At 37.6% G+C, this 20466-nt stretch carries 19 protein-coding genes and 1 pseudogene; 4 read left to right on the top strand and 16 right to left on the bottom strand.

The features are described from left to right. Nucleotides 1–61: 61 nt before the first annotated feature. The 3 genes from ACQKNI_RS24220 to ACQKNI_RS24210 form a co-directional block, all read right to left on the bottom strand. Complete coding sequence (locus ACQKNI_RS24220; RefSeq protein ID WP_088230669.1) at nt 62–955, bottom strand: cation diffusion facilitator family transporter; 894 nt, start codon at nt 953–955, stop codon at nt 62–64. A 154-nt stretch (nt 956–1109) separates the two neighbouring features. Continuing rightward, nucleotides 1110–3374 (bottom strand): protein translocase subunit SecDF, encoded by a 2265-nt coding sequence (secDF, locus tag ACQKNI_RS24215; protein WP_088230670.1) that lies wholly within the window; start codon nt 3372–3374, stop codon nt 1110–1112. Between the two features lie 269 nt (nt 3375–3643). Then, the gene (locus ACQKNI_RS24210) at nt 3644–3928 is read right to left on the bottom strand and encodes a post-transcriptional regulator (RefSeq protein WP_088230671.1); all 285 of its coding nucleotides are present in this window, start codon (nt 3926–3928) and stop codon (nt 3644–3646) included. 186 nt (nt 3929–4114) lie between these two features. Between ACQKNI_RS24210 and spoVB the strand changes: the two genes are divergently transcribed. After that, nucleotides 4115–5674 carry a stage V sporulation protein B gene (spoVB, locus tag ACQKNI_RS24205; protein WP_088230672.1) on the top strand — a complete coding sequence of 520 codons (1560 nt, stop codon included), beginning with the start codon at nt 4115–4117 and terminating at the stop codon, nt 5672–5674. Between the two features lie 29 nt (nt 5675–5703). On the opposite strand, the gene ACQKNI_RS24200 is transcribed toward spoVB, so the two are convergent. Further along, nucleotides 5704–6351 (bottom strand): DUF421 domain-containing protein, encoded by a 648-nt coding sequence (locus ACQKNI_RS24200; RefSeq protein ID WP_088230673.1) that lies wholly within the window; start codon nt 6349–6351, stop codon nt 5704–5706. 177 nt (nt 6352–6528) lie between these two features. On the opposite strand from ACQKNI_RS24200, the gene ACQKNI_RS24195 reads away from it, so the two are divergent. Continuing rightward, nucleotides 6529–6912, top strand: a complete 384-nt coding sequence (locus ACQKNI_RS24195) for a TIGR04086 family membrane protein (RefSeq protein ID WP_088230674.1) — start codon at nt 6529–6531, stop codon at nt 6910–6912. A 37-nt stretch (nt 6913–6949) separates the two neighbouring features. On the opposite strand, the gene yajC is transcribed toward ACQKNI_RS24195, so the two are convergent. From yajC to ruvA, 6 genes are read right to left on the bottom strand one after another with little or no spacing between them, the layout of a single operon-like run. After that, complete coding sequence (gene yajC / locus ACQKNI_RS24190; protein ID WP_000991117.1) at nt 6950–7210, bottom strand: preprotein translocase subunit YajC; 261 nt, start codon at nt 7208–7210, stop codon at nt 6950–6952. A 27-nt stretch (nt 7211–7237) separates the two neighbouring features. Next, nucleotides 7238–8377 carry a tRNA guanosine(34) transglycosylase Tgt gene (tgt, locus tag ACQKNI_RS24185; protein WP_000125362.1) on the bottom strand — a complete coding sequence of 380 codons (1140 nt, stop codon included), beginning with the start codon at nt 8375–8377 and terminating at the stop codon, nt 7238–7240. Nucleotides 8378–8389: 12 nt separating this feature from the next. Then, on the bottom strand, nt 8390–9442 hold the full coding sequence (gene queA / locus ACQKNI_RS24180) for a tRNA preQ1(34) S-adenosylmethionine ribosyltransferase-isomerase QueA (RefSeq protein WP_088230675.1): 1053 nt from the start codon (nt 9440–9442) through the stop codon (nt 8390–8392). A gap of 19 nt (nt 9443–9461) precedes the next feature. After that, nucleotides 9462–9662 carry a DUF2905 domain-containing protein gene (locus ACQKNI_RS24175; protein ID WP_088230676.1) on the bottom strand — a complete coding sequence of 67 codons (201 nt, stop codon included), beginning with the start codon at nt 9660–9662 and terminating at the stop codon, nt 9462–9464. Continuing rightward, nucleotides 9659–10660, bottom strand: coding sequence for a Holliday junction branch migration DNA helicase RuvB (ruvB, locus tag ACQKNI_RS24170; protein WP_088230677.1), 1002 nt, complete (start codon nt 10658–10660; stop codon nt 9659–9661). The genes ACQKNI_RS24175 and ruvB overlap by 4 nt, the downstream gene beginning before the upstream one ends. Nucleotides 10661–10665: 5 nt before the next feature. Then, nucleotides 10666–11283: a Holliday junction DNA helicase RuvA gene (gene ruvA / locus ACQKNI_RS24165; protein ID WP_088230678.1), complete on the bottom strand. Its 618-nt coding sequence runs from the start codon at nt 11281–11283 to the stop codon at nt 10666–10668. A 188-nt stretch (nt 11284–11471) separates the two neighbouring features. On the opposite strand from ruvA, the gene ACQKNI_RS24160 reads away from it, so the two are divergent. Continuing rightward, nucleotides 11472–12416, top strand: a complete 945-nt coding sequence (locus ACQKNI_RS24160; protein WP_088230679.1) for an iron-hydroxamate ABC transporter substrate-binding protein — start codon at nt 11472–11474, stop codon at nt 12414–12416. An 11-nt stretch (nt 12417–12427) separates the two neighbouring features. On the opposite strand, the gene ACQKNI_RS24155 is transcribed toward ACQKNI_RS24160, so the two are convergent. After that, complete coding sequence (locus ACQKNI_RS24155; RefSeq protein ID WP_088230680.1) at nt 12428–12958, bottom strand: BofC C-terminal domain-containing protein; 531 nt, start codon at nt 12956–12958, stop codon at nt 12428–12430. A 463-nt stretch (nt 12959–13421) separates the two neighbouring features. Between ACQKNI_RS24155 and ACQKNI_RS24150 the strand changes: the two genes are divergently transcribed. Beyond that, a complete protein-coding gene (locus tag ACQKNI_RS24150) occupies nt 13422–13856 on the top strand; it encodes a branched-chain amino acid ABC transporter substrate-binding protein (protein WP_140417357.1) in 435 nt (144 codons plus the stop codon). A gap of 33 nt (nt 13857–13889) precedes the next feature. Here ACQKNI_RS24150 and ACQKNI_RS24145 read toward each other — a convergent pair whose 3' ends face one another. The 5 genes and pseudogenes from ACQKNI_RS24145 to nadB form a co-directional block, all read right to left on the bottom strand. Continuing rightward, nucleotides 13890–14534 carry a YhcN/YlaJ family sporulation lipoprotein gene (locus tag ACQKNI_RS24145; RefSeq protein WP_088230682.1) on the bottom strand — a complete coding sequence of 215 codons (645 nt, stop codon included), beginning with the start codon at nt 14532–14534 and terminating at the stop codon, nt 13890–13892. Between the two features lie 2035 nt (nt 14535–16569). After that, a pseudogene (gene safA / locus ACQKNI_RS24140) lies at nt 16570–16726 on the bottom strand (SafA/ExsA family spore coat assembly protein); the annotation flags it as partial. 219 nt (nt 16727–16945) lie between these two features. After that, nucleotides 16946–18052, bottom strand: coding sequence for a quinolinate synthase NadA (nadA, locus tag ACQKNI_RS24135; protein WP_088230684.1), 1107 nt, complete (start codon nt 18050–18052; stop codon nt 16946–16948). Between the two features lie 30 nt (nt 18053–18082). After that, on the bottom strand, nt 18083–18916 hold the full coding sequence (gene nadC / locus ACQKNI_RS24130) for a carboxylating nicotinate-nucleotide diphosphorylase (RefSeq protein WP_088230685.1): 834 nt from the start codon (nt 18914–18916) through the stop codon (nt 18083–18085). Nucleotides 18917–18935: 19 nt separating this feature from the next. Next, nucleotides 18936–20465 carry an L-aspartate oxidase gene (nadB, locus tag ACQKNI_RS24125; RefSeq protein ID WP_088230686.1) on the bottom strand — a complete coding sequence of 510 codons (1530 nt, stop codon included), beginning with the start codon at nt 20463–20465 and terminating at the stop codon, nt 18936–18938. Nucleotide 20466 lies beyond the last annotated feature (1 nt).

Raw genomic sequence — 20466 nt, 5'->3', positions numbered from 1 at the left:
AGGGGTGACAATATAATGCAAACTACGATGCAATATCTGCATACTAAAATGTTAACAATGTTTAATTTGGAGAATACGGATTTATATGCACAAACACATTTTGTACGTTATCTTGTTCCATAAGTGTTTCTTTCACATGTTTTCCAATGCGGTGTCCTTCTTCTACAGTAATGTATGGATCTACAGAAACCTTAATATCTACAATAACATAATGGCCATGTTCCCTTGCATATAAAGAACCGATTTTTTTTACGCCATCCACTTGCAGAACTGCTTCTCTAAGCGGAATAACATCCTCTTCGTGAAGAACGTGGTCCAGCGTTGCATGAATTGCTTCCGCTCCAATACTCCATGCCATTTTTACAACAAGAATCGAAACAAATAACCCCGCAATCGGATCAGCATATACAAGCCAATCTAATCCGAGCTTCCCACCGATAATAGCTGCACAAATACCGATTAAAGCTGCAATTGAAGAAAATACATCCGAACGGTGCTCATATGCATTTGCAATAATTGCATCACTATTTACCTTTTTCCCTAATCGAAATTTATATTGAAACATTCCTTCTTTCACGACAATTGAAAGAACAACAGCAAAAATCGTAATTCCTTTCGGCGGTTCTAGTTCTTGCGAGAAAGCTTTTATAGATGAAATCGCTATCTCAATTCCCACAATAAATAATAACACCGCAACAATAATCGCTGAAATCGATTCCGCTTTACCATGACCATACGGATGATCTTCATCGGGTGGCTGCTTTGCTGCTCGCAATCCAAAAAGTACAGCTAGCGAACCAATTACATCTGATGCGGAATGCACAGCATCCGCTAACAGTGCTTTACTGTTCCCAATATAACCAATTACCGCCTTTACAATCGCTAATATAATATTACCAACGATTCCGACAATAGCACCAAACTCGGCCTGTTTAAAACGTTCATCTTTTTCCATAATTAAAATCCCTTCTTTTCTTAACCTATCTTTTTATTAGAATAAAAACAACGATAGCCCAACCACTTCCTTCCATCTTTCCCTTTCAAAAGTTGCTACCTTATTGTATCCACAAACGAAAAAAGAGATGCCTCATTATGAGGCATCAGCTTTTTTATACTTGCGGTTCAGATACTTCTTTCTCAACCTTTTTGTTTCCTTTACCCTTTTTCAAACGACGGTTTTCAAGTAATAACCAAATTTGAGAGGCAACGAAAACAGAAGAATACGTACCTACAACTAATCCAACAAGTAATGCAAACGAGAAGTTACGTAGTGACTCACTACCGAAGATAAGCAGTGCAATTACCGGGAATAACACTGTTAATACGGTGTTAATCGAACGACCAAGCGTTTGGCGAATACTCATATTTACGATTTCTTCTAGGTCTTTTATGTCGCGAACTCGTTTTTTCTGTTTGTATAGCTCACGGTTTCTATCAAACGTAACAATCGAGTCATTAATAGAATAACCGATGATCGTTAATACCGCAGCGATAAACGTTAAGTCCACCTCTAGCCCCAAAATACTAAACATAACAATCATAACGAATGCATCATGGAGTAATGCCAGTACTGCAGATAATGCATACGTAAATCGGAATCGAATACTTACGTATAAGATGATAACTGCAGAAGCAATTAATACTGCGATAAATGCATTTCGTGCAATTTCTTTACCGATTGTCGGTGAAACTGTACTTACGTTTGGCTCTGTACCATATTTATCTTGGAAGAATGTTTTTGCTTTCGCGATTTCATCTTTTGATAAAACGCCTACAGTACGAACAGCGAATCCTTTATTGTCCTCTCCAGTCGGTACAATATCTTCTTCCTTCACATCAATTTTCAATTCTTTCAAATCTTTATGAACATCTGACACAGTAAGTGCTTGTTTTGATTGCAAGTCCATACGTGTACCACTCGCAAAGTCAATTCCAAGATTCAATTTGAAAATTGGTAGGATAATTGCACCTGCAATTACAACTACAATCGAGAAGATAAGGAATTTATGACCGATATTTACGAAGTTAATGCGATCAAATTTCGTTGGTGGATGTACTATACCTTTTGTTAACGGAATAATATCCTTTTGTTTCACACCAAAATATCCTGGTTTTTTATCAAAATAACGACTCTTTACAAGTAATCCTAATAAGAAACGAGTACCGAATACGTTTGTAATAAAACCAACTAAAATACTTACGATTAAACTTGTTGCAAAGCCTTGCACGGAGCTTGTACCATATACGAACAACACACCTGCAGCTGCAAGAGTCGTAATGTTTGCATCTAAAATCGTTGCTAATGAACGATGGTTACCAGCACGAAATGCTGACATCATTGACTTACCAATTTTAAGTTCTTCTTTCAATCTCTCGTACGTAATGATATTCGCATCAACTGCGATACCTACCCCGAGCACTAACGCCGCAATACCTGGTAATGTAAGAACCGCGTGCATCCAGTTAAATACGAGTAGCGTAACAAAAATGTATAGGCCTAACATAATAACGGCTACAAGCCCTGGTAAACGGTAGTATACAAGCATAAATAAGAAAATAAGAGCGATACCAATCGCACTAGCGAAAATCGTTTGATCTAATGCTTGTTGACCAAATTTCGCTCCAACAGATGTTGAATACATTTCTTTTAAATCAACAGGAAGTGCACCTGCATTTAATAAAGACGAAAGTTCTTTCGCACTTTCAACTGTAAAGTTTCCACCTACGATAGATACTTCAGCTTGGTTAAATACCTGGTTTACTGTTGCTGCTGATAAAAACTTCGGATTCGGTTTTGCAGCTTCTGCTTTATACGAATCTTTTCCTTCTTCAAAATCAAGCCAAATTACCATTAAATTCGTTGGTGGTGGCATCTTTGAAATTTTTTCAGTTACTTCACGGAATTTGTCAGCGCTTTTTAGTGTAAGACCTACGCTTGCACGGCCTTGCTCATCAAATGTTTGCTTCGCTCCGCCGCCTTTTAAATCCGTTCCGTCCATAAGAAGGTTATCGTTCACATCACGGAATGTTAATTTCGCTTGTGTTGATAACATTTCACGTGCTTTTTGCTGATCTTGTACACCAGCAAGCTGCACACGAATTCGATCTTCTCCTTCAATTTGGATGTTCGGCTCACTTACACCGAGAACGTTAACACGATTTTCAAGAGCACCTACTGTACTTACAAGCGCCTCTCGATCGATTTTATCACCTTTTTTGGCTGGTTTTACTTCATACAGAATTTCAAAACCACCGCGAAGGTCTAGTCCTAGACTAATTCCTTTTGCTATGTCTTTTCCTGCCGCACCAATTACTCCACCGATTAATAAAACGATGAGAAAAAAGGCGGCAATTCTCGTACCACGCTTTGCCATATGTACCCTCTTTCCGCTACTAACACTTTCAATAAATCTCTTACGATTCACTGCTATATGTGTGCATACACCTAGTTAGTAGACTTCCTTTCTATAATTTCGCTAGCCCATCACTAGCTATGTCGGTAAGCCTTACGCAAGACCTACACTTTTATTATTTATTTTTCGCTTCCCTACCTCCTTTATATGTAATCTTAGACATCATTAATTCCTCTTTATCAATACCTATCATTATACTGCAAAAGGAAGAACAAACCAATTGCAGTCAGTTATTTATTTTCATATTCATCAAATGACCAAAGTGGCGCTTGATATGCTTCAACAGTTAAATAAGTCATATATTCATTAGTACTTACTGTTAATACATCATTAACTAATTCATACAATCTAACATCGCTGTCTATCTTCTTCCACTTTTTCACTTTAAGAAACTTCCAAATGTCATCATCTGTCACTCGATCATAACCGAACATTTGGAACTCTTCTACTTTGCTTTCTAAAACGACTTGTAACTGTCCGCGGTATGATTCTACCAATGCCTCTTTATCCAACATATATAACATCTCCTTCTTATTTCAGCACGAAAAGTCGCTTTTACTCCCGCTCTAATGGACAGCAATAACTACTACTTTCAAGAGCATTCACACTTCACTCTCTTAAATGCTTGTCATTCTTGTCTCATACGTGCATATAAATTATTGTAAATCATTCCATTGATTTTGAGAAGGTAGGAGAAGAGTATGACGAGACAAAGCTTTTTAAAAGGTGCATTTATTTTAATGATAGCTGGCTTTATTACAAAAATCCTTGGATTTATTAACCGCATTGTAATGGCACGTATACTAGGAGAAGAAGGCGTTGGCCTTTATATGATGGCTGTCCCCACCTTCATTTTAGCGATTACTTTAACACAAATCGGCCTTCCTGTGGCAATCGCAAAATTTGTAGCAGAAGCGGAAGCGGTGAATGATAAACAAAGAGTCAAAAAAATATTAACTGTCTCCTTAGCTGTTACATCCGTTATTAGTATCATTTTAACAATTGGGATTATGCTCCTCACACCTATTTTAGCAAAAACATTATTAACCGATGAAAGAACGTATTACCCGTTAATGGCTATTTTGCCTGTCGTTCCTGTTATTGCAGTTTCTTCCGTTTTACGTGGTTATTTCCAAGGGAAACAAAATATGAAGCCAAGCGCTTATGCTCAAGTTATAGAACAAGTTGTCCGCATTACAATTATCGCTGTATGCATTCGGTTATTTTTACCTTACGGCGTAGAATATGCTGCAGCCGGTGCTATGTTATCAGCCGTTCTCGGTGAAGTTGCATCCTTATTATTTTTACTCACTTTATTCCAGCGTGAAAAACATTTATCTATTCGTTCTGGATTTTTCACTACTGCAAGAAACAGCAAAGGGACATTTTATTCTCTTATGGACATTGCCCTTCCTACTACAGGGAGCCGTTTAATCGGTTCCGTTTCATATTTTTTTGAACCTATCGTCGTTATGCAAAGCTTAGCGATCGCTGGCGTTGCTGCTTCTGTCGCAACTCAGCAATATGGTATATTAAACGGCTATGCATTCCCACTTCTATCACTGCCAGCCTTCATTACATACGCTCTTTCTACAGCACTCGTTCCATCCATTAGCGAGGCGATGGCGAAAAGGCAGCACAAATTAGTAGAACACCGATTACAACAAGCTCTTCGCATCTCATTAATTACTGGTGGATGGTCAGTCGTTATACTATACGTATTTGCTTCTCCTGTTTTAACCCTTATGTACGGATCAGACAGTGCAACAGCATTCATTCAGCTCCTTGCACCTTGCTTTTTATTTCATTATTTCCAAAGCCCACTTACCTCTGTTTTGCAAGCTTTAAACCTAGCACGAGCTGCAATGATGAATACATTTATTGGCGCCATCGTGAAATTAATCGTTATTTTTGTACTAGCTTCAAGACCAGATTTTCAAATGATGGGCGTTGCACTGGCCATTGCAGCAAATATAGTAACGGTAACCTTCCTTCACTACGCTACCGTTTTAAAAAAGATTACATTTACCATTTACGCAAAAGACTATATTTTTGGCGGGCTTGCCATCGGTATTGCAGGTGGCTTCGGTTTTTACCTTCATAAGTATATTGTTTTTTCTCATTCACTTGGTGTGCAAACATTATGGGAAATCATTTTAACAACAATCGTTTATATCGTTCTCCTCTTCACTTTCAAACTGATTCGAAAAGAAGAGCTAAGTCGTCTCCCTATCATTCGTAAACTTTCATTTTTGAAGTAAACAGGCTTACTATTTCATATGGTAAGCCTCTATTTTTCTTTTAAATCAACAAAAAATTGTCCATTTTGAAAGCTGCAGTACAAAACTTGTGTTATATCGTTATAACCTAAGTTTTTTAATTTTCCAATAAGCCATTCGTTTGTATGTTCAATCATTTGCAAATGATTCGATTGAATTTCCCCATCAATAATAAGAGGAAAAGTAAACTGCAATGCATCCTGCTCACCTTTTTGTTTTTGAAAGACAGATAGCCTCCCAGACGGTTCTAAAATAGCGTATTCTACATCCCTAATGTCTCCAACACCTTGTTCCCTTAATTGCATCATCAAATCATCTATGTTATAACGCTGCTTTCTCATCTTCTTTTCATCGATCTTTCCTGCATTTACAAGAATAGCCGGCTCCCCTTCTATTAAATGCCGAAAGCGTTGAAACTTTAAAGAAATAATCGACAAAACGATTTGGATGCACATAAGAAAAGTCATCGGAACTAATTGATGCCAAAGTGATTTATCTGTATTTTCAATTGCCACTACAGCCATTTCGCCAAGCATAATAAATACGACTAAATCTAATACACTTAGTTCTCCAATTTCACGTTTACCCATAAGTCGAAAAATAATTAAAATGATAATATACAAAAGCATCGTCCGGCCAATGATTGATACCCATTCCATTTCTACATCTCCTTTTTTAATTATCTCGCATGAACGCCCGATTGGTGAGAGCTAATAATTAGCGGGGATGGTACCCACTGATTAAAGTTTCACTTTATAGATTCCCCTATAAAAAAGAAACTAGTCTAACCTGAGCAAAATGAAAATATGCTTGTATTAAAAAGGGGGAATGTATAAATGGATGGAACGAAAAAATTATCAACTGCAATTGGCTTCGGTATTATTACCTTATTAATTCTTGCCTCTATTACAAGTATGGTCATGGCTCTTTTATTAAAGTTTACGAATATTAGTGAAGGGACATTAGTAATTACGATTTTTATACTAGCCCTCCTATCCATGCTTATGTCTGGATTTATCGCTGGCAAAAAAGCGCAAGGGAAAGGTTGGCTAGTAGGTTTCACAACAGGACTTACATTCACCGCACTTGTTTTTCTAGTTAACTATTTAGGCTTTTCTCAAACTTTATCAAACTCACAGTTACTTTATCAATTAGCATTAATGGGTGCGAGTACACTCGGTGGTATTTTCGGTGTAAATATGTCAAAGCAAAATAATTAAAAAAAGGCCCTGCACATTTCATGCAGGGCCTTCCTCATTAGTTTTTCACAACTTCACGAATCGCATTGCGATCGAAAGTTAAGTGTGAACCACCAGATTTAACAACGATTTTCGTTTCATCTACTGATTCGATTGTACCGTGTAAACCACCGATTGTTACGATAGCATCACCTTTTTTTAACTCACTTTGCATTTGAGCAACTGCTTTTTGACGCTTTTGTTGCGGGCGAATTAATAAGAAATAGAAAATCGCAAACATCGCAACGATCATAACGATATTCATCATACCTGCATTCATCTTTTGTTCCTCCTTTTAAATTATGTATTAGAAGTTTTTAGCATTCGGTTTATTAAAGCCATACTGTTCAAAGAATTCTTCACGGAAATCGCCAAGACGGTCTTCACGAATAGCTTGTCTCACCTGCTCCATTAAGTTTAACAGAAAATGAAGGTTGTGATAAGACGTTAAACGAATTCCGAACGTTTCATCACATTTCATTAAGTGACGAATGTACGCACGAGAGTAATTTTTACATGTGTAGCAATCACAGTTTGGATCAAGCGGACCGAAATCTCTAGCAAATTTCGCATTTTTCACAACAAGGCGACCTTCACTTGTCATACATGTACCATTTCGAGCGATACGAGTTGGAAGCACGCAATCAAACATATCAATACCACGAATTGCACCATCAATTAACGAGTCAGGAGAACCTACTCCCATTAAGTAACGCGGTTTATTATCTGGAAGAAGTGGTGTTGTAAACTCAAGTACACGGTTCATAATATCTTTTGGCTCCCCAACAGATAACCCACCTACAGCGTAACCAGGGAAGTCCATTGAAACAAGATCTTTCGCGCTTTGACGACGAAGCTCTTCAAACTCCCCACCCTGTACAATACCGAATAAACCTTGATCTTGTGGACGTTCATGTGCTTTTAAGCAACGTTCTGCCCAGCGGCTTGTACGCTCTACAGACTTCTTCATGTATTCAAAAGTAGCCGGGAATGGTGGACACTCATCAAATGCCATCATAATATCTGAACCTAATGCATTTTGAATTTCCATCGCTTTTTCTGGTGATAAGAATAATTTATCTCCATTTAAGTGGTTACGGAAGTGAACGCCTTCCTCTTCAATACGGCGGAAGTCACTTAAACTGAATACTTGAAAACCACCAGAGTCTGTTAAAATTGCACGGTCCCAGTTCATAAACTTATGCAAACCGCCTGCTTCACGAATAATTTCGTGACCTGGACGTAGCCATAAATGATACGTATTACTTAAGATAATGCCAGAATCCATTGCTTTTAATTCTTCTGGTGACATCGTCTTAACTGTTGCAAGTGTACCAACTGGCATAAATGTTGGTGTATCAAATGAACCGTGTGGCGTATGTACACGTCCTAAACGCGCACCCGTTTGTTTACAAGTTTTAATAAATTCATAACGAATTGCTGTCATAATTTACTCCTTTTATTTGTTTCTCATTTTAGCGTGAGATGCAACGAACATCGCATCACCGAAGCTAAAGAAACGATATTTTTCTTTTACTGCTTCATTATAAGCATGAAGTACATTATCTCTGTTTGCAAATGCACTTACAAGCATAATTAATGTTGATTTTGGTAAATGGAAGTTTGTAATTAAACCATCAATTGCTTTAAATTCATAACCTGGGTACATAAAAATATCTGTCCAGCCAGAAGCAGCAAAAAGCTTACCATCATGATCTGTTGCAATTGTTTCTAACGTACGAGTTGATGTCGTACCTACTGTAATAATACGTCCACCATTCTCTTTTACGCGATTTAATAATGCCGCTGTCTCTTCAGACATATGGTAATATTCTGCGTGCATATGGTGTTCTTCAATCGTGTCTGCAGAAACTGGTCTAAATGTTCCAAGCCCTACGTGAAGTGTAATAAATGCTAACTCAACGCCTTTTTGTTTTAACTTCTCAAGTAACTCTTCTGTAAAGTGAAGTCCCGCAGTCGGCGCTGCTGCTGAACCGATTTCTTTCGCATATACCGTTTGATAGCGGTCGCGATCTTCCAGCGTTTCTTTAATATATGGAGGAAGTGGCATTTCCCCAAGTTCATCTAAAATTTCATAGAAGATGCCGTCATATGAAAATTCAAGCTGACGTCCACCTTGATCTGCAGTTCCTATGCAAGTTGCTTTTAATTTCCCTTCGCCAAAAGAGATAACAGTTCCTTCTTTTACACGTTTCGCTGGCTTCACAAGCGTTTCCCACTTATCGCCTTCTTCTTGTTTCAAAAGAAGCACTTCAATGTGCGCGCCTGTATCTTCTTTCACACCGTGCAAGCGAGCAGGCATAACTTTCGTTTCATTTAAAACTAAGCAATCCCCCTCATGTAAGTAAGAAAGAATGTCTGTAAAATGTTTATGCTCAATATCACCTGTTTCACGGTCTAACACCATTAATCTTGATGTTTCACGATCTTCTAACGGGACTTGCGCAATAAGTTCTTCTGGTAAATGAAAATCAAACAGATTAATATCCATAACTATATCCACCTATTTCTTATTTGAATCGATTTATTATATACATAATAAAAGATAATACAATACTTAACACAATACATGTGATGATAGGAAAATAAAAGGTAACGTTTCCCTTTTTCACAAAAACATCGCCTGGAAGTCTTCCAATAAACTTCCAAGCTAATCCAACAACGATAAGTAAGATACCTGCTGTAATAAGCAATTTTGGCATCTCCGTCATACTTTTGGCATCTCCATTCCGAAATGATCATATGCAAGTGGCGTTACGATGCGGCCTCTTGGCGTTCGTTGTAAAAAGCCAATTTGTAATAAATACGGCTCATATACATCTTCAATCGTATGAGATTCTTCTCCAATCGTTGCCGAAACCGTTTCTAATCCAACTGGACCACCACGGAACTTTTCAATAATACCAAGCAATAATTTATGATCGATATGATCGAGTCCTAATTTATCTACTTGCAATAGTTCTAACGCCATTTGTGTAATTTCTATTGTAACCGTGCCGTTACCACGAACTTGCGCAAAATCACGTACACGTCGTAATAGACGATTTGCAATACGAGGTGTACCACGGGCACGTCTTGCAATTTCTAGTGCGGCTAACGAGTCAATCTCAACTTCGAATACTTCTGCTGTACGTTCAACAATCTCAGAAAGCTGATCTACTGTGTAATATTCTAATCTTGAAAGTACACCGAAACGGTCACGAAGCGGCGCTGATAATGCCCCCGCACGCGTCGTTGCTCCAACTAATGTAAAGGGAGGTAAATCTAATCGTACAGACCGTGCTGACGGTCCTTTTCCAATTACAATATCAAGACAGAAGTCTTCCATCGCAGGATATAGTACTTCTTCAATTGATCTATGCAGACGATGAATTTCATCAATAAATAATACATCCCCTGGCTGAAGCGCTGTTAATACAGCCGCTAAATCACCTGGTCTTTCAATTGCAGGCCCTGAGGTTGTTCTAACATTAACGCCCATTTCATTTGCAATAATATTCGCAAGCGTCGTTTTACCAAGCCCTGGCGGTCCATATAAGAGCACGTGATCCAACGTTTCTTCACGCATTTTTGCCGCTTCAATAAACACCTCTAAATTATGTTTCGCCTTATCTTGGCCAATATACTGACGGAGCGTCTGTGGCCGTAATGAATATTCTAAATCCACATCTTCATATGCAGATTCCCCTGAAAGGAGACGTTCGTCCATTATACTCACCTCTTACCATTTAGTAAAAGACTAAGTGCCTTTTTAATATACTGATCCGTCGTTAATGATTCTTTTAATAACTCTGGTACAACACGAGAAACTTCTCGTTCTGCGTATCCAAGTGCGCGCAGAGCTTCCAACGCCTCATCAAGCTCAACTGAAGAACCTTTCTTCTCATCAAAACGTTCTTCCTCTGAGAATAAATCAACAAATGCATCTGGCACGACATCTGCTAATTTTCCTTTTAAATCTAAAATCATTTGGCGCGCTGTTTTCTTCCCGACACCTGGGAACTTCACTAAAAACTTCTCATCTTCATGTTCTATCGCTTGCACAACCTGTCCGGTTTGACCAGAAGCTAAAATGGCAAGAGCACCTTTTGGTCCAATACCAGACACACCTAACAACTTTGTAAATAATAAACGCTCTTCACGTGTTTTAAACCCGTAAAGTGCCATAATATCTTCTCTCACATAATGATATGTATAGACACGGATTTCTTGCTTACTTCTTTGAAATACATACGGATTTGGTGTAAAAATTTGATAACCAATTCCATTATGGTCAATTACGACATATTCCGGTCCTACATATTCCACGTGACCTGTAACATATTCAAACAAAATACGATCTCTCCCTCTTAAATCATGTATTCCATTTTAACATATTTAACGATAGAAAAGCGAGACTGCCCCAACAAATGTTCTCCAGTTAAAACTTCTGTTATTTTCCATTGACAGAAAGTATAAAGCCCCTTAATATACAGTAATCGATAATGATTATCAATATTAATTAAAGGGGTTACATTAGGATGAAACGCAAGCTATTTATTTTATTTACTATTATGTTAGTTGTTCTTTCTATTGTTGGCTGTTCTTCCCAAAAAGAAGAAACAAAAGCAAAAGAACAACCGAAAACAAAAGTTGTCAAACACGCTAAAGGAGAAGCTACAATTCCAGTAAATCCAAAGAGAATTGTAGACCTATCGGGATCAACAGAAGACTTGTTACTTCTTGGACACAAACCTGTTGGTACGGCAAATACGTATAAAGATAAAATCCAAAATCATTTAACAGAAAAGTTAGACGGAGTAAAAGCAGTTGGCTGGTACTGGGCACCTAAAGTTGATTTAGAAGCTGTTACGGCTTTAAAACCAGACTTAATTATTTTAAACAATCGTCAATTAAAAATTTATGATCAACTAGAAAAAGTAGCACCGACAGTTGTTCTAGAAACGAACTTAGAAGACTGGCGCGGTAAGTTTAAAGAAGTAGGCAAGCTATTTGACGAAGAGAAGGAAGCTGACAAATGGATTGCAGACTACGATAAAAAAGCAGACTCTTTATCTAAAAAAATTAAAGAAAAAACAAAAGATGAAAACTTTATGTTCGTTGCAGTTACACCACAAAACTTCCGTGTATACGGTAGCTTCGGATATGGTGATATCCTCTTTAACGACTTAAAACTTCCAGCAACAAAAGGTACAGATTTAAAACAAACGATGGCACAAGTATCACTAGAAGGTCTTGTTGCATTCCAACCTGACCAAATGTTTATTGTAAACTTCGGCGGAGAAGCTGATAAAGTGTACGAAGACTATAAAAACAGTGCCGTTTGGAAAGATAATAAAGCAGTAAAAAGCAATCACGTATATGAAGTATCAAACGAAGTCTTCAATACACAAGCATTCAATCCAATCGGAAAAGATATGCTAATTGATGAGATCGCAAAACAAATTTTAGATAAAAATAAATAAGAAAAAGCAGCTCACCATGAGCTGCTTTTTTTCTTACTTTGCACTGCATATTGCTTCATTTTTTCAATTGTCTTCACAAAACCTTCTTTTGATTTAATACGAATACCACGTTTCAATTTCGCACGCTCATAACTCTCAAGCTTTTTCATATCAATTTGAAAGAAGGAATGAATCGCATTATCACTTTTCGGCACACCTTTGAAAATTTGTAATATCCCTTCCTCTGAAACACCAAAATAACCACTCGTTTTCAATAAAGGAGAAATATCATCAACTTTCTTTTGTAATACAATTTGTACATCATCACGATCAACAAGTTGCCACTCTTTATATTGCTGTAAAAACTTTTCTAAATCCGCTACTTTTTCTGTAAATATTTCTTCACTTACTTCTCCATCAACATACATACGCTCTAATAAAATTGTAACTTGAGGGTCTTTCTCTGTTACTTCTGGTACTGGCCCTTCCGCCCTCGCACTCGTCTCATAAACTAAACAAAACAGCATAACGAAAGCTTGTACTGCAATCAGTATCCATTTCATTTCCGTTCACCTCTTTTAGGCAAGATCAAACTTTCATTTGTAGCTTTTCCGGAAATGAGGGTTTTATCCCTAATTCATAGATTGCTCCTATTAAAACTTATAGAGTTCAATATTTTCTGACTTTAAAACCAACAAAAAAGAGAAGCTTGGATTACTCCAGTCTTCTCTTTACATTCATATAAAATGAAAGACGCCTGCAAAGCAGGCGTCTTGATGCGTTTACGGCGAGAGACCAGGCGACCACATTCGCGTGTTTAGCACTTAAGCATATCTCTCGTCTTACGTAAATTAGCTCATCGCTTTGCTAATATAACATTAATAACGTATACGTGCAACATATTTATAAAAAATATTTTATTTCCTCTTTCATACAATTTTTTATGTAAATTATAAATTGATAAATGCAATATATATGTTACAATAAATATAACAGCGAAATCATAATAAACAGGGGATGTGTATTGTGAAAAAAATAAAGGATGAACGTCTCATTCTTCAAACATTAAAAAATATACGTATCGCTTTTCTTTTTCAATCCATTGGTATAATAGGTATTTTGGGTTATATCGGATTCACTGAAGGAATGGATCAAATTACGAAATCTCCATTATGGTTATTATTTATTCTTACAAGTATTGTACTTAGCTATTTACAGTTAAGTGTTTCAATCGATGTAGAAGAAAGTGAAAAGGAAATAAAGTTAACTCCTTATTATAAACTTGTCTTCCGCTCCCTTATTGTAGGAATCGTTATGGCTATTATTTATATTATTTTCAGTCCAGAAAGACCTCTGTTTGAAGCTATTTTAACAGGTAGTATTCTTTTCATATGCTTTTTAGTTTCTTACTCCGTTAGTTATTTTATTAAAAAACGTCGTTTACAAGACAACGATGAATAAAGAGGAAGGGCTACCCCCTCCTCTTTTGTTTTGCTATCGCACTGTACCAGTTAAACCGTAACGAATATCTCGGAACATATTCGCTATGTCACGATTAAAGTCGTTTGTAACTGTACCGTTACGTAGACGTGTACTCATTGCATCGACACGAGTAAACATGTCATTTCTTACAGAAACGTATACGTTTCTGTTTCCAACTTCATTTGCAACCGCTTGGCGAATTTCGTTCGCCATTGTTGTTTCATTTGTCACTGGATTACGTGGTTTTACCGCAATCGCTACATCGTTTCCATATACAACTGTAGATACTCGATCTACGTTATCCATACGTTTCACACGATTTGTAATTTTTTCTGCAGTTTTACCATCGTTGTTAACATATGAATTGTTCATTGTAATATTACGAGTCGGATTCGGATTCGCAATTTGCCCGTTATAATTTACATCGCGGTAATAATTATATCCTGTATCGTTACGACCATTCTTATATGTTACATAATCTGTATATTGATTGTTACGCGTTACATTATCGCGATACTGGTGTGTATCATTATAAGATGTATGCTCATAATTGTAATTACGTCCATCCATTGCGTTGTTATCTTTTGGTGTACCACATGCAGCTAATGCACTGGTAACTAACAAAGAAGCAGCAATCACTTTTACTTTCGTATTCAATACAAAAACCCCCTCTGTTAGAATGAACTTCTCTTCTGAAAAGCTCCCTCTTATGATGAGTAACAGAGGATGTTTTTACACTGTTAATATTTCACTAGGAATTTTCTAACACTTCATGCAAACATTCATTGTTCTTAATTAACATGAATACAAAAAAGGCGGGAATACTCCCACCTTTTTTAAACTTCCTCTTCGTCCTCTTCTTCTGAAACTGGCTCGCCAAATACATTTGGTGGCTCTGGTTGGTAATACATCGTCCCTGGCTGCGGCGCATAGGCTGACTGAGTTGGTTGATAATACAAAGGATTCGCATATTGTGGTCCTCCAGGTTGCGGACTATACAATCTACTCTCTCCTCCGCATCCACAGTCTTCTTCACCTTGCACGAGCGGTGGCATATTATTATCCATTGGCATCATATTTGGATTTGGCATAGACGTATATTGTGGCCCAAATGGTGCTCCTTGTTGATACGGCATATTATAGTACGGATTTTGTTGTTGATAATACGGATTCGGTGGCATCATAGGCTGTTGATATGGCATTTGATACGGCATCATGTTCGGTGGCTGATTGTTATCCATAATCGGCATCATGTTTGGCATTTGGTTGTTATCCATAATTGGCATCATATTTGGCATTTGATTGTTATCTATAACCGGCATCATGTTTGGCATTTGGTTGTTATCCATAATTGGCATCATGTTTGGCATTTGGTTGTTATCCATAATTGGCATCATATTTGGCATTTGATTGTTATCCATAATCGGCATTATGTTTGGCATTTGATTGTTATCCATAATTGGCATCATATTTGGCGGCTGATTGTTATCCATAATTGGCATCATATTTGGCGGCTGATTGTTATCCATAATTGGCATCATATTTGGCATTTGATTGTTATCCATAATTGGCATCATATTTGGTGGCTGATTATTATCCATGATTGGCATCATATTTGGTGGCTGATTGTTATCCATAATCGGCATCATATTTGGTGGCTGATTGTTATCCATAATCGGCATCATATTTGGCACTAGAATATTTGGTGGTATTACTTGTGGAATAACTACATTTTCTTTCGATACGTTTGGTGACACAATATTCCCTATATTTTCTTTCTTCACTTGTGGTGATACGATATTCCCTACATTTTCTTTCTTCACTTGTGGTGATACGATATTTCCTACATTTTCTTTCTTCACTTGTGGTGATACGATATTTCCTACATTTTCTTTCTTCATTTGTGGTGATACGATATTCCCTACATTTTCTTTCTTCACTTGTGGTGATATGATATTCCCTATATTTTCTTTCTTCACTTGTGGTGATATGATATTCCCTATATTTTCTTTCTTCACTTGTGGTGATACGATATTTCCTATATTTTCTTTCTTCACTTGCGGTGATACGATATTTCCTATATTTTCTTTCTTCACTTGTGGTGACACGATGTTATCTTTTTTCGCTTGCGGAGAAATGATGTTATTAGGTTTCATTTTCGTAATCTGCGGAGCAATTAACTCGCTTCCTTTTTTTATTACGTCTGAAATTTTATACTCTTTTTTCTGTTTTATTGGTGGTTGCGGCGGCTGTGGTAATACATTTACCGAAAACTTCGTATTTTCTTTTTCCGCCGGTTTTTGTTTTTCTATAACAGGTGGTTTTTGAATGACAGACGGTTTTTCAACTGGTTGTTCTTTTTGAATCGGCTGTTCTTTTTGAATCGGCTGTTCTTTTTGAATCGGCTGTTCTTTTTGAATCGGCTGTTCTTTTTGAATCGGCTGTTCTTTTTGCGGTTGTACCTGTACTTCTTTTTGCGGCTTCACTTGCATTTCCTTCTGGGGCTTTACTTGCACTTCTTTTTGTGTTTGTTGCATAGCAGGCTGCTGTGTAATTGGTGCCGATTGATACGTAACTTCTTCCTCATCCTCTATTCCAAGCGGAGTTGGTGTTGCTGCAAATTCTTTTTGTTGCACTTCTTTTACGTATTGTTTTGGAGGTGCTGAACCTGATCCAGCATGTTGTTTCACGTGGACGCTGTTTGATGGTACTTTAATTTTCATACCTGGCATGATTAAATCTGGATTACTAAGTTGTGTATTTGTTTTTTTCAACGTGTCAAAATCCACTCCGTACTTTTTCGCAATTTTCCAAAGGGTATCCCCTTTTTGCACGATATGAATTTTCAAATTTTCCCCCTCCTGTATAACTTATCTATAAGTAACAAATCTCATGAAGTAACACTTTCACGTTAACTTCTCTTCACTTTTATCACTTCTTCTATTTTCAATATAGTTCGAAGTGGAATAAGCATAAGAAAATCACAATGATTTCTTCAAAACAATGTATGCCCATTTCGTTCTCGTTATGATTATATGTATGAAAAAAGCAACGGGAATCCCGCTGCTTCACACGCGCTCTAACATACGATTTAATGCAAGAACCGCCTCTTCTGTCACCTGTTTATCTACGGTAATAACGTTAATTTCTTCTCCTCTTTCTATCGTTTCAAGTACCCATAATAAATGCGGTAAATCAATTCGGTTCATCGTTAAACACGGACACATAAAGGGATTAAGTGAAACGATTTCTTTATCTGGATGTTGTTGAATAATTCGATTCACCAAATTCATTTCTGTACCAATTGCCCATTTACTTCCAGATGGAGCCGATTCAATCATATCAATAATATATTTCGTCGAGCCTGCATAATCTGAATCTGCTACAACTTCATAGCTACATTCCGGATGTACAATAATGTTCATATCCGGATGATTTTTTCGTACACTCTCAATATTTTTCACTGTAAAGTTTTGATGAACAGAGCAATGACCTTTCCATAAAATCACTTGAATTTCTTCTATATCTCCATCATACTCTAATGAATCTGTATGCGGGTCCCATACTGCCATTTTATCTAACGGGATACCTAAATCGTACGCTGTATTTCTCCCTAAATGTTGGTCTGGCAAAAAAACGAGACGTTCTTTTTGTGTAAACGCCCAAGATACCATTTGTTTTGCATTTGAAGACGTTACTGTTGCTCCTCCGTTACGACCACAAAATGCTTTAATTGCAGCTGTAGAGTTTACATACGTTAACGGAATCATCGTATCTCCAAATAATTTCGTTAGCTCTTTCCATGCTCTTTCCGTTTGTTCAATATCTGCCATATCTGCCATTGAACAACCTGCACGCATATCTGGTAAGATAACAATTTGTTCATCTGTCGTTAACATGTCTGCTGTTTCTGCCATAAAGTGAACGCCACAAAATACAATATATTTCGCCTCTTTATTACTTGCTGCAACTTGCGCAAGCTGCAGCGAATCCCCTGCTGCATCTGAAAATTGTACAACTTCATCTTTTTGATAATGATGCCCCGGAATAAATAACGTTTCTCCCATTTTTTCTTTAATTTCGCGAACGCGCTTTTCCATATCTTCCGTTGACATCGTGTAATAACGCTCTGGTAACATCGTTTCAATTGGCTGTACTTTTTCTAAAATACTCATATACCGTTCTCCCCCTCTAAGCCACGTTCCTTACTCTTCAATATTGAAACTAATATCAAGTGCTTTCACTGAATGCGTTAACGCTCCAAGTGAAATATAATCTACCCCTGTTTTTCCGTATCCCGATAAATCTTCAACTGTAATTCCTCCTGAAGCTTCCGTAACGATGGCGCTTGGCACAATCTTTGAAAACTCCCGAATCTCATCTGGCGTACGATTATCGAACATAATAATATCCGCACCAGCAGCTACAGCTTCTCTCACTTGCCCCTCCGTTTCTGTTTCCACTTCCACTTTCACCATATGTCCTAATTTTTCTTTCACCGATGTAACGGCTTTCGTAATAGAACCAGCAAAAGCAATATGATTGTCTTTAATCATGACACCATCATATAAACCGAAACGATGGTTAAATCCACCTCCGCATACAACTGCATACTTATCAAACATACGTAGCCCTGGCATCGTTTTTCGCGTATCACAAATGCGTGTATGGCTGCTATCTAAAGCAAGAACAGCTTTATGTGTCATCGTCGCTATCCCACTCATACGCTGGATAACGTTTAATATAACGCGCTCTGCCGTTAATAACGATGCGATTGGTCCTTGCACAGTTGCGATTATTTCGCCTTTTTCTACAAGATCCCCATCTTTTTTATGAAGCTCCACTTCAATTCTCTCATCAATTAATTTAAATCCTGCTTCAATTACTAAACGTCCCGCAAAGACCCCTGTATCCTTCGCCAGAAACGTTCCTTTTGAAAGTAAATTGTCTGGAAAAATAAGCTGAGATGTTACATCTCTTTCTCCTATATCTTCTAGAAAAAATCGATTTAATGCTTCTTTCACTTTTATCGTGTTCATAAAGCCCCTCTTCCCCTCATCACACAAGTTGTAGTTTTCTTTTCACTCGAACGATTTCTTTTTTTACGCTATTTTTCCCTGGATAATCACTTCGATAATGTCCACCAAGACTTTCTTCTCTTTGCAGAGCTGAAATGACTATGAGCTCACAAACCGTTAACATATTTATAAGCGTTATCTCTTCATTTGTAAGAGCATTATGTTGCAATATCATATTGCGAACACCATACTTACTAAGCCATCTCCTTGCATAAGATAAACTTTGCTCTGTTCGTACAATCCCAACATATTTCATCATGCATTCTTGTATTTCTTCTTTCGCCGGCAAATGATTCAGAACAATAAACTTATCTTCCTTCTCCGCTAGGGTGTTCAATCTTTCTTTTGTCGCTTTAGTTAAAATATGTTGTCCTATTCTTCTTCCAAACACAAGACCTTCTAATAATGAATTACTTGCTAACCTATTTGCTCCATGAACACCATTACAGGCTACTTCACCGACCGCATATAAATTTGGAATGGACGTCTCCCCATCACAGTTCGTTTTCACGCCGCCCATATGAAAATGAGCGCCGGGTACGATCGGAATACGTTTTTCATTTATATCGACACCATTCTTTTTGCACAATGATGATACAGTCGGAAATCGTTCTTCGAAATTTTGGATAGACTCGATATTCAAATATACTTTTTCACCCGCCAAAAGCTGTTCATGAATTGCTCTTGCCACCACATCACGCGGCGCGAGATCATAATCAGGGTGTATATCCATCATAAAACGCTGCCCTTTTCCATTTATAAGGACAGCTCCTTCACCGCGGACAGCTTCAGAGACGAGGCCACAGCAACGCCCGCTCGCGTATAACATTGTTGGATGAAATTGGACAAACTCTAAATCTACGAGCTCTCCGCCCGCTCTGTACACCATTGCAAGCCCATCGCCTGTAATTGTCTCATCATTAGAAGTAAAAGCGTATAAACCACCAATTCCTCCTGTTGTTAATACGGTATAATCAGCAGTATAACGTTTTAATTCCCCTTCATTATTTCGCGCTAGAACTCCAACACATTTTTCATTTTCTATAATAAAATCGAGCACCATTTCTTGTTCCACTACCGTAACGTACGGGGCTATTTCTTGAATAAGATGCTCTAATAAATTCTTTCCTGTTGCATCGCCGCCCACATGTAAAATACGGCGCTTTCGGTGCGCGCCTTCTTTTCCAAGATGTGGGCCTGTTTCATCTCCATCAAATTTCATTCCATCTTCAATGAGAGTATTTATTTCTTTCGGTCCTTCCTCGACTAAATAACGGACCATATCTTCATTGTTATAATGACATCCTGCTACTAACGTATCTTCAAAATGATCATTTGGATTGTCATATGTAGCAACCGCTGCCGCAATTCCACCTTGGGCTAAATGTGTATTATTATTACGTTCCGTCTTCTTTGTGATAATAATCACATTCTTTTCGTGACAAATCTCTTTTGCAACACGAAGTGCCGCAACGCCACTTCCAATAATTAAGACATCTGCACTTGGCATA

It is taken from the genome of Bacillus sp. NPDC094064, assembly GCF_050279585.1.
GTDB lineage: Bacteria > Bacillota > Bacilli > Bacillales > Bacillaceae_G > Bacillus_A.
Note: the sequence above shows the minus strand (reverse complement) of the source record. Positions and strands in the feature narration are given on the sequence as shown.

Bases quoted from the DNA above. Each gene is read 5' to 3' on its own strand.
- yajC (WP_000991117.1), bottom strand. From the start codon at position 7,210: ATGAATGCAGGTATGATGAATATCGTTATGATCGTTGCGATGTTTGCG.
- nadB (WP_088230686.1), bottom strand. From the start codon at position 20,465: ATGCCAAGTGCAGATGTCTTAATTATTGGAAGTGGCGTTGCGGCACTT.
- tgt (WP_000125362.1), bottom strand. From the start codon at position 8,377: ATGACAGCAATTCGTTATGAATTTATTAAAACTTGTAAACAAACGGGT.
- ACQKNI_RS24160 (WP_088230679.1), top strand. From the start codon at position 11,472: ATGAAACGCAAGCTATTTATTTTATTTACTATTATGTTAGTTGTTCTT.
- ACQKNI_RS24175 (WP_088230676.1), bottom strand. From the start codon at position 9,662: ATGACGGAGATGCCAAAATTGCTTATTACAGCAGGTATCTTACTTATC.
- ruvB (WP_088230677.1), bottom strand. From the start codon at position 10,660: ATGGACGAACGTCTCCTTTCAGGGGAATCTGCATATGAAGATGTGGAT.
- spoVB (WP_088230672.1), top strand. From the start codon at position 4,115: ATGACGAGACAAAGCTTTTTAAAAGGTGCATTTATTTTAATGATAGCT.
- ACQKNI_RS24155 (WP_088230680.1), bottom strand. From the start codon at position 12,958: ATGAAATGGATACTGATTGCAGTACAAGCTTTCGTTATGCTGTTTTGT.
- nadA (WP_088230684.1), bottom strand. From the start codon at position 18,052: ATGAGTATTTTAGAAAAAGTACAGCCAATTGAAACGATGTTACCAGAG.
- nadC (WP_088230685.1), bottom strand. From the start codon at position 18,916: ATGAACACGATAAAAGTGAAAGAAGCATTAAATCGATTTTTTCTAGAA.
- ACQKNI_RS24195 (WP_088230674.1), top strand. From the start codon at position 6,529: ATGGATGGAACGAAAAAATTATCAACTGCAATTGGCTTCGGTATTATT.
- secDF (WP_088230670.1), bottom strand. From the start codon at position 3,374: ATGGCAAAGCGTGGTACGAGAATTGCCGCCTTTTTTCTCATCGTTTTA.
- queA (WP_088230675.1), bottom strand. From the start codon at position 9,442: ATGGATATTAATCTGTTTGATTTTCATTTACCAGAAGAACTTATTGCG.
- ACQKNI_RS24220 (WP_088230669.1), bottom strand. From the start codon at position 955: ATGGAAAAAGATGAACGTTTTAAACAGGCCGAGTTTGGTGCTATTGTC.
- ACQKNI_RS24200 (WP_088230673.1), bottom strand. From the start codon at position 6,351: ATGGAATGGGTATCAATCATTGGCCGGACGATGCTTTTGTATATTATC.
- ACQKNI_RS24210 (WP_088230671.1), bottom strand. From the start codon at position 3,928: ATGTTGGATAAAGAGGCATTGGTAGAATCATACCGCGGACAGTTACAA.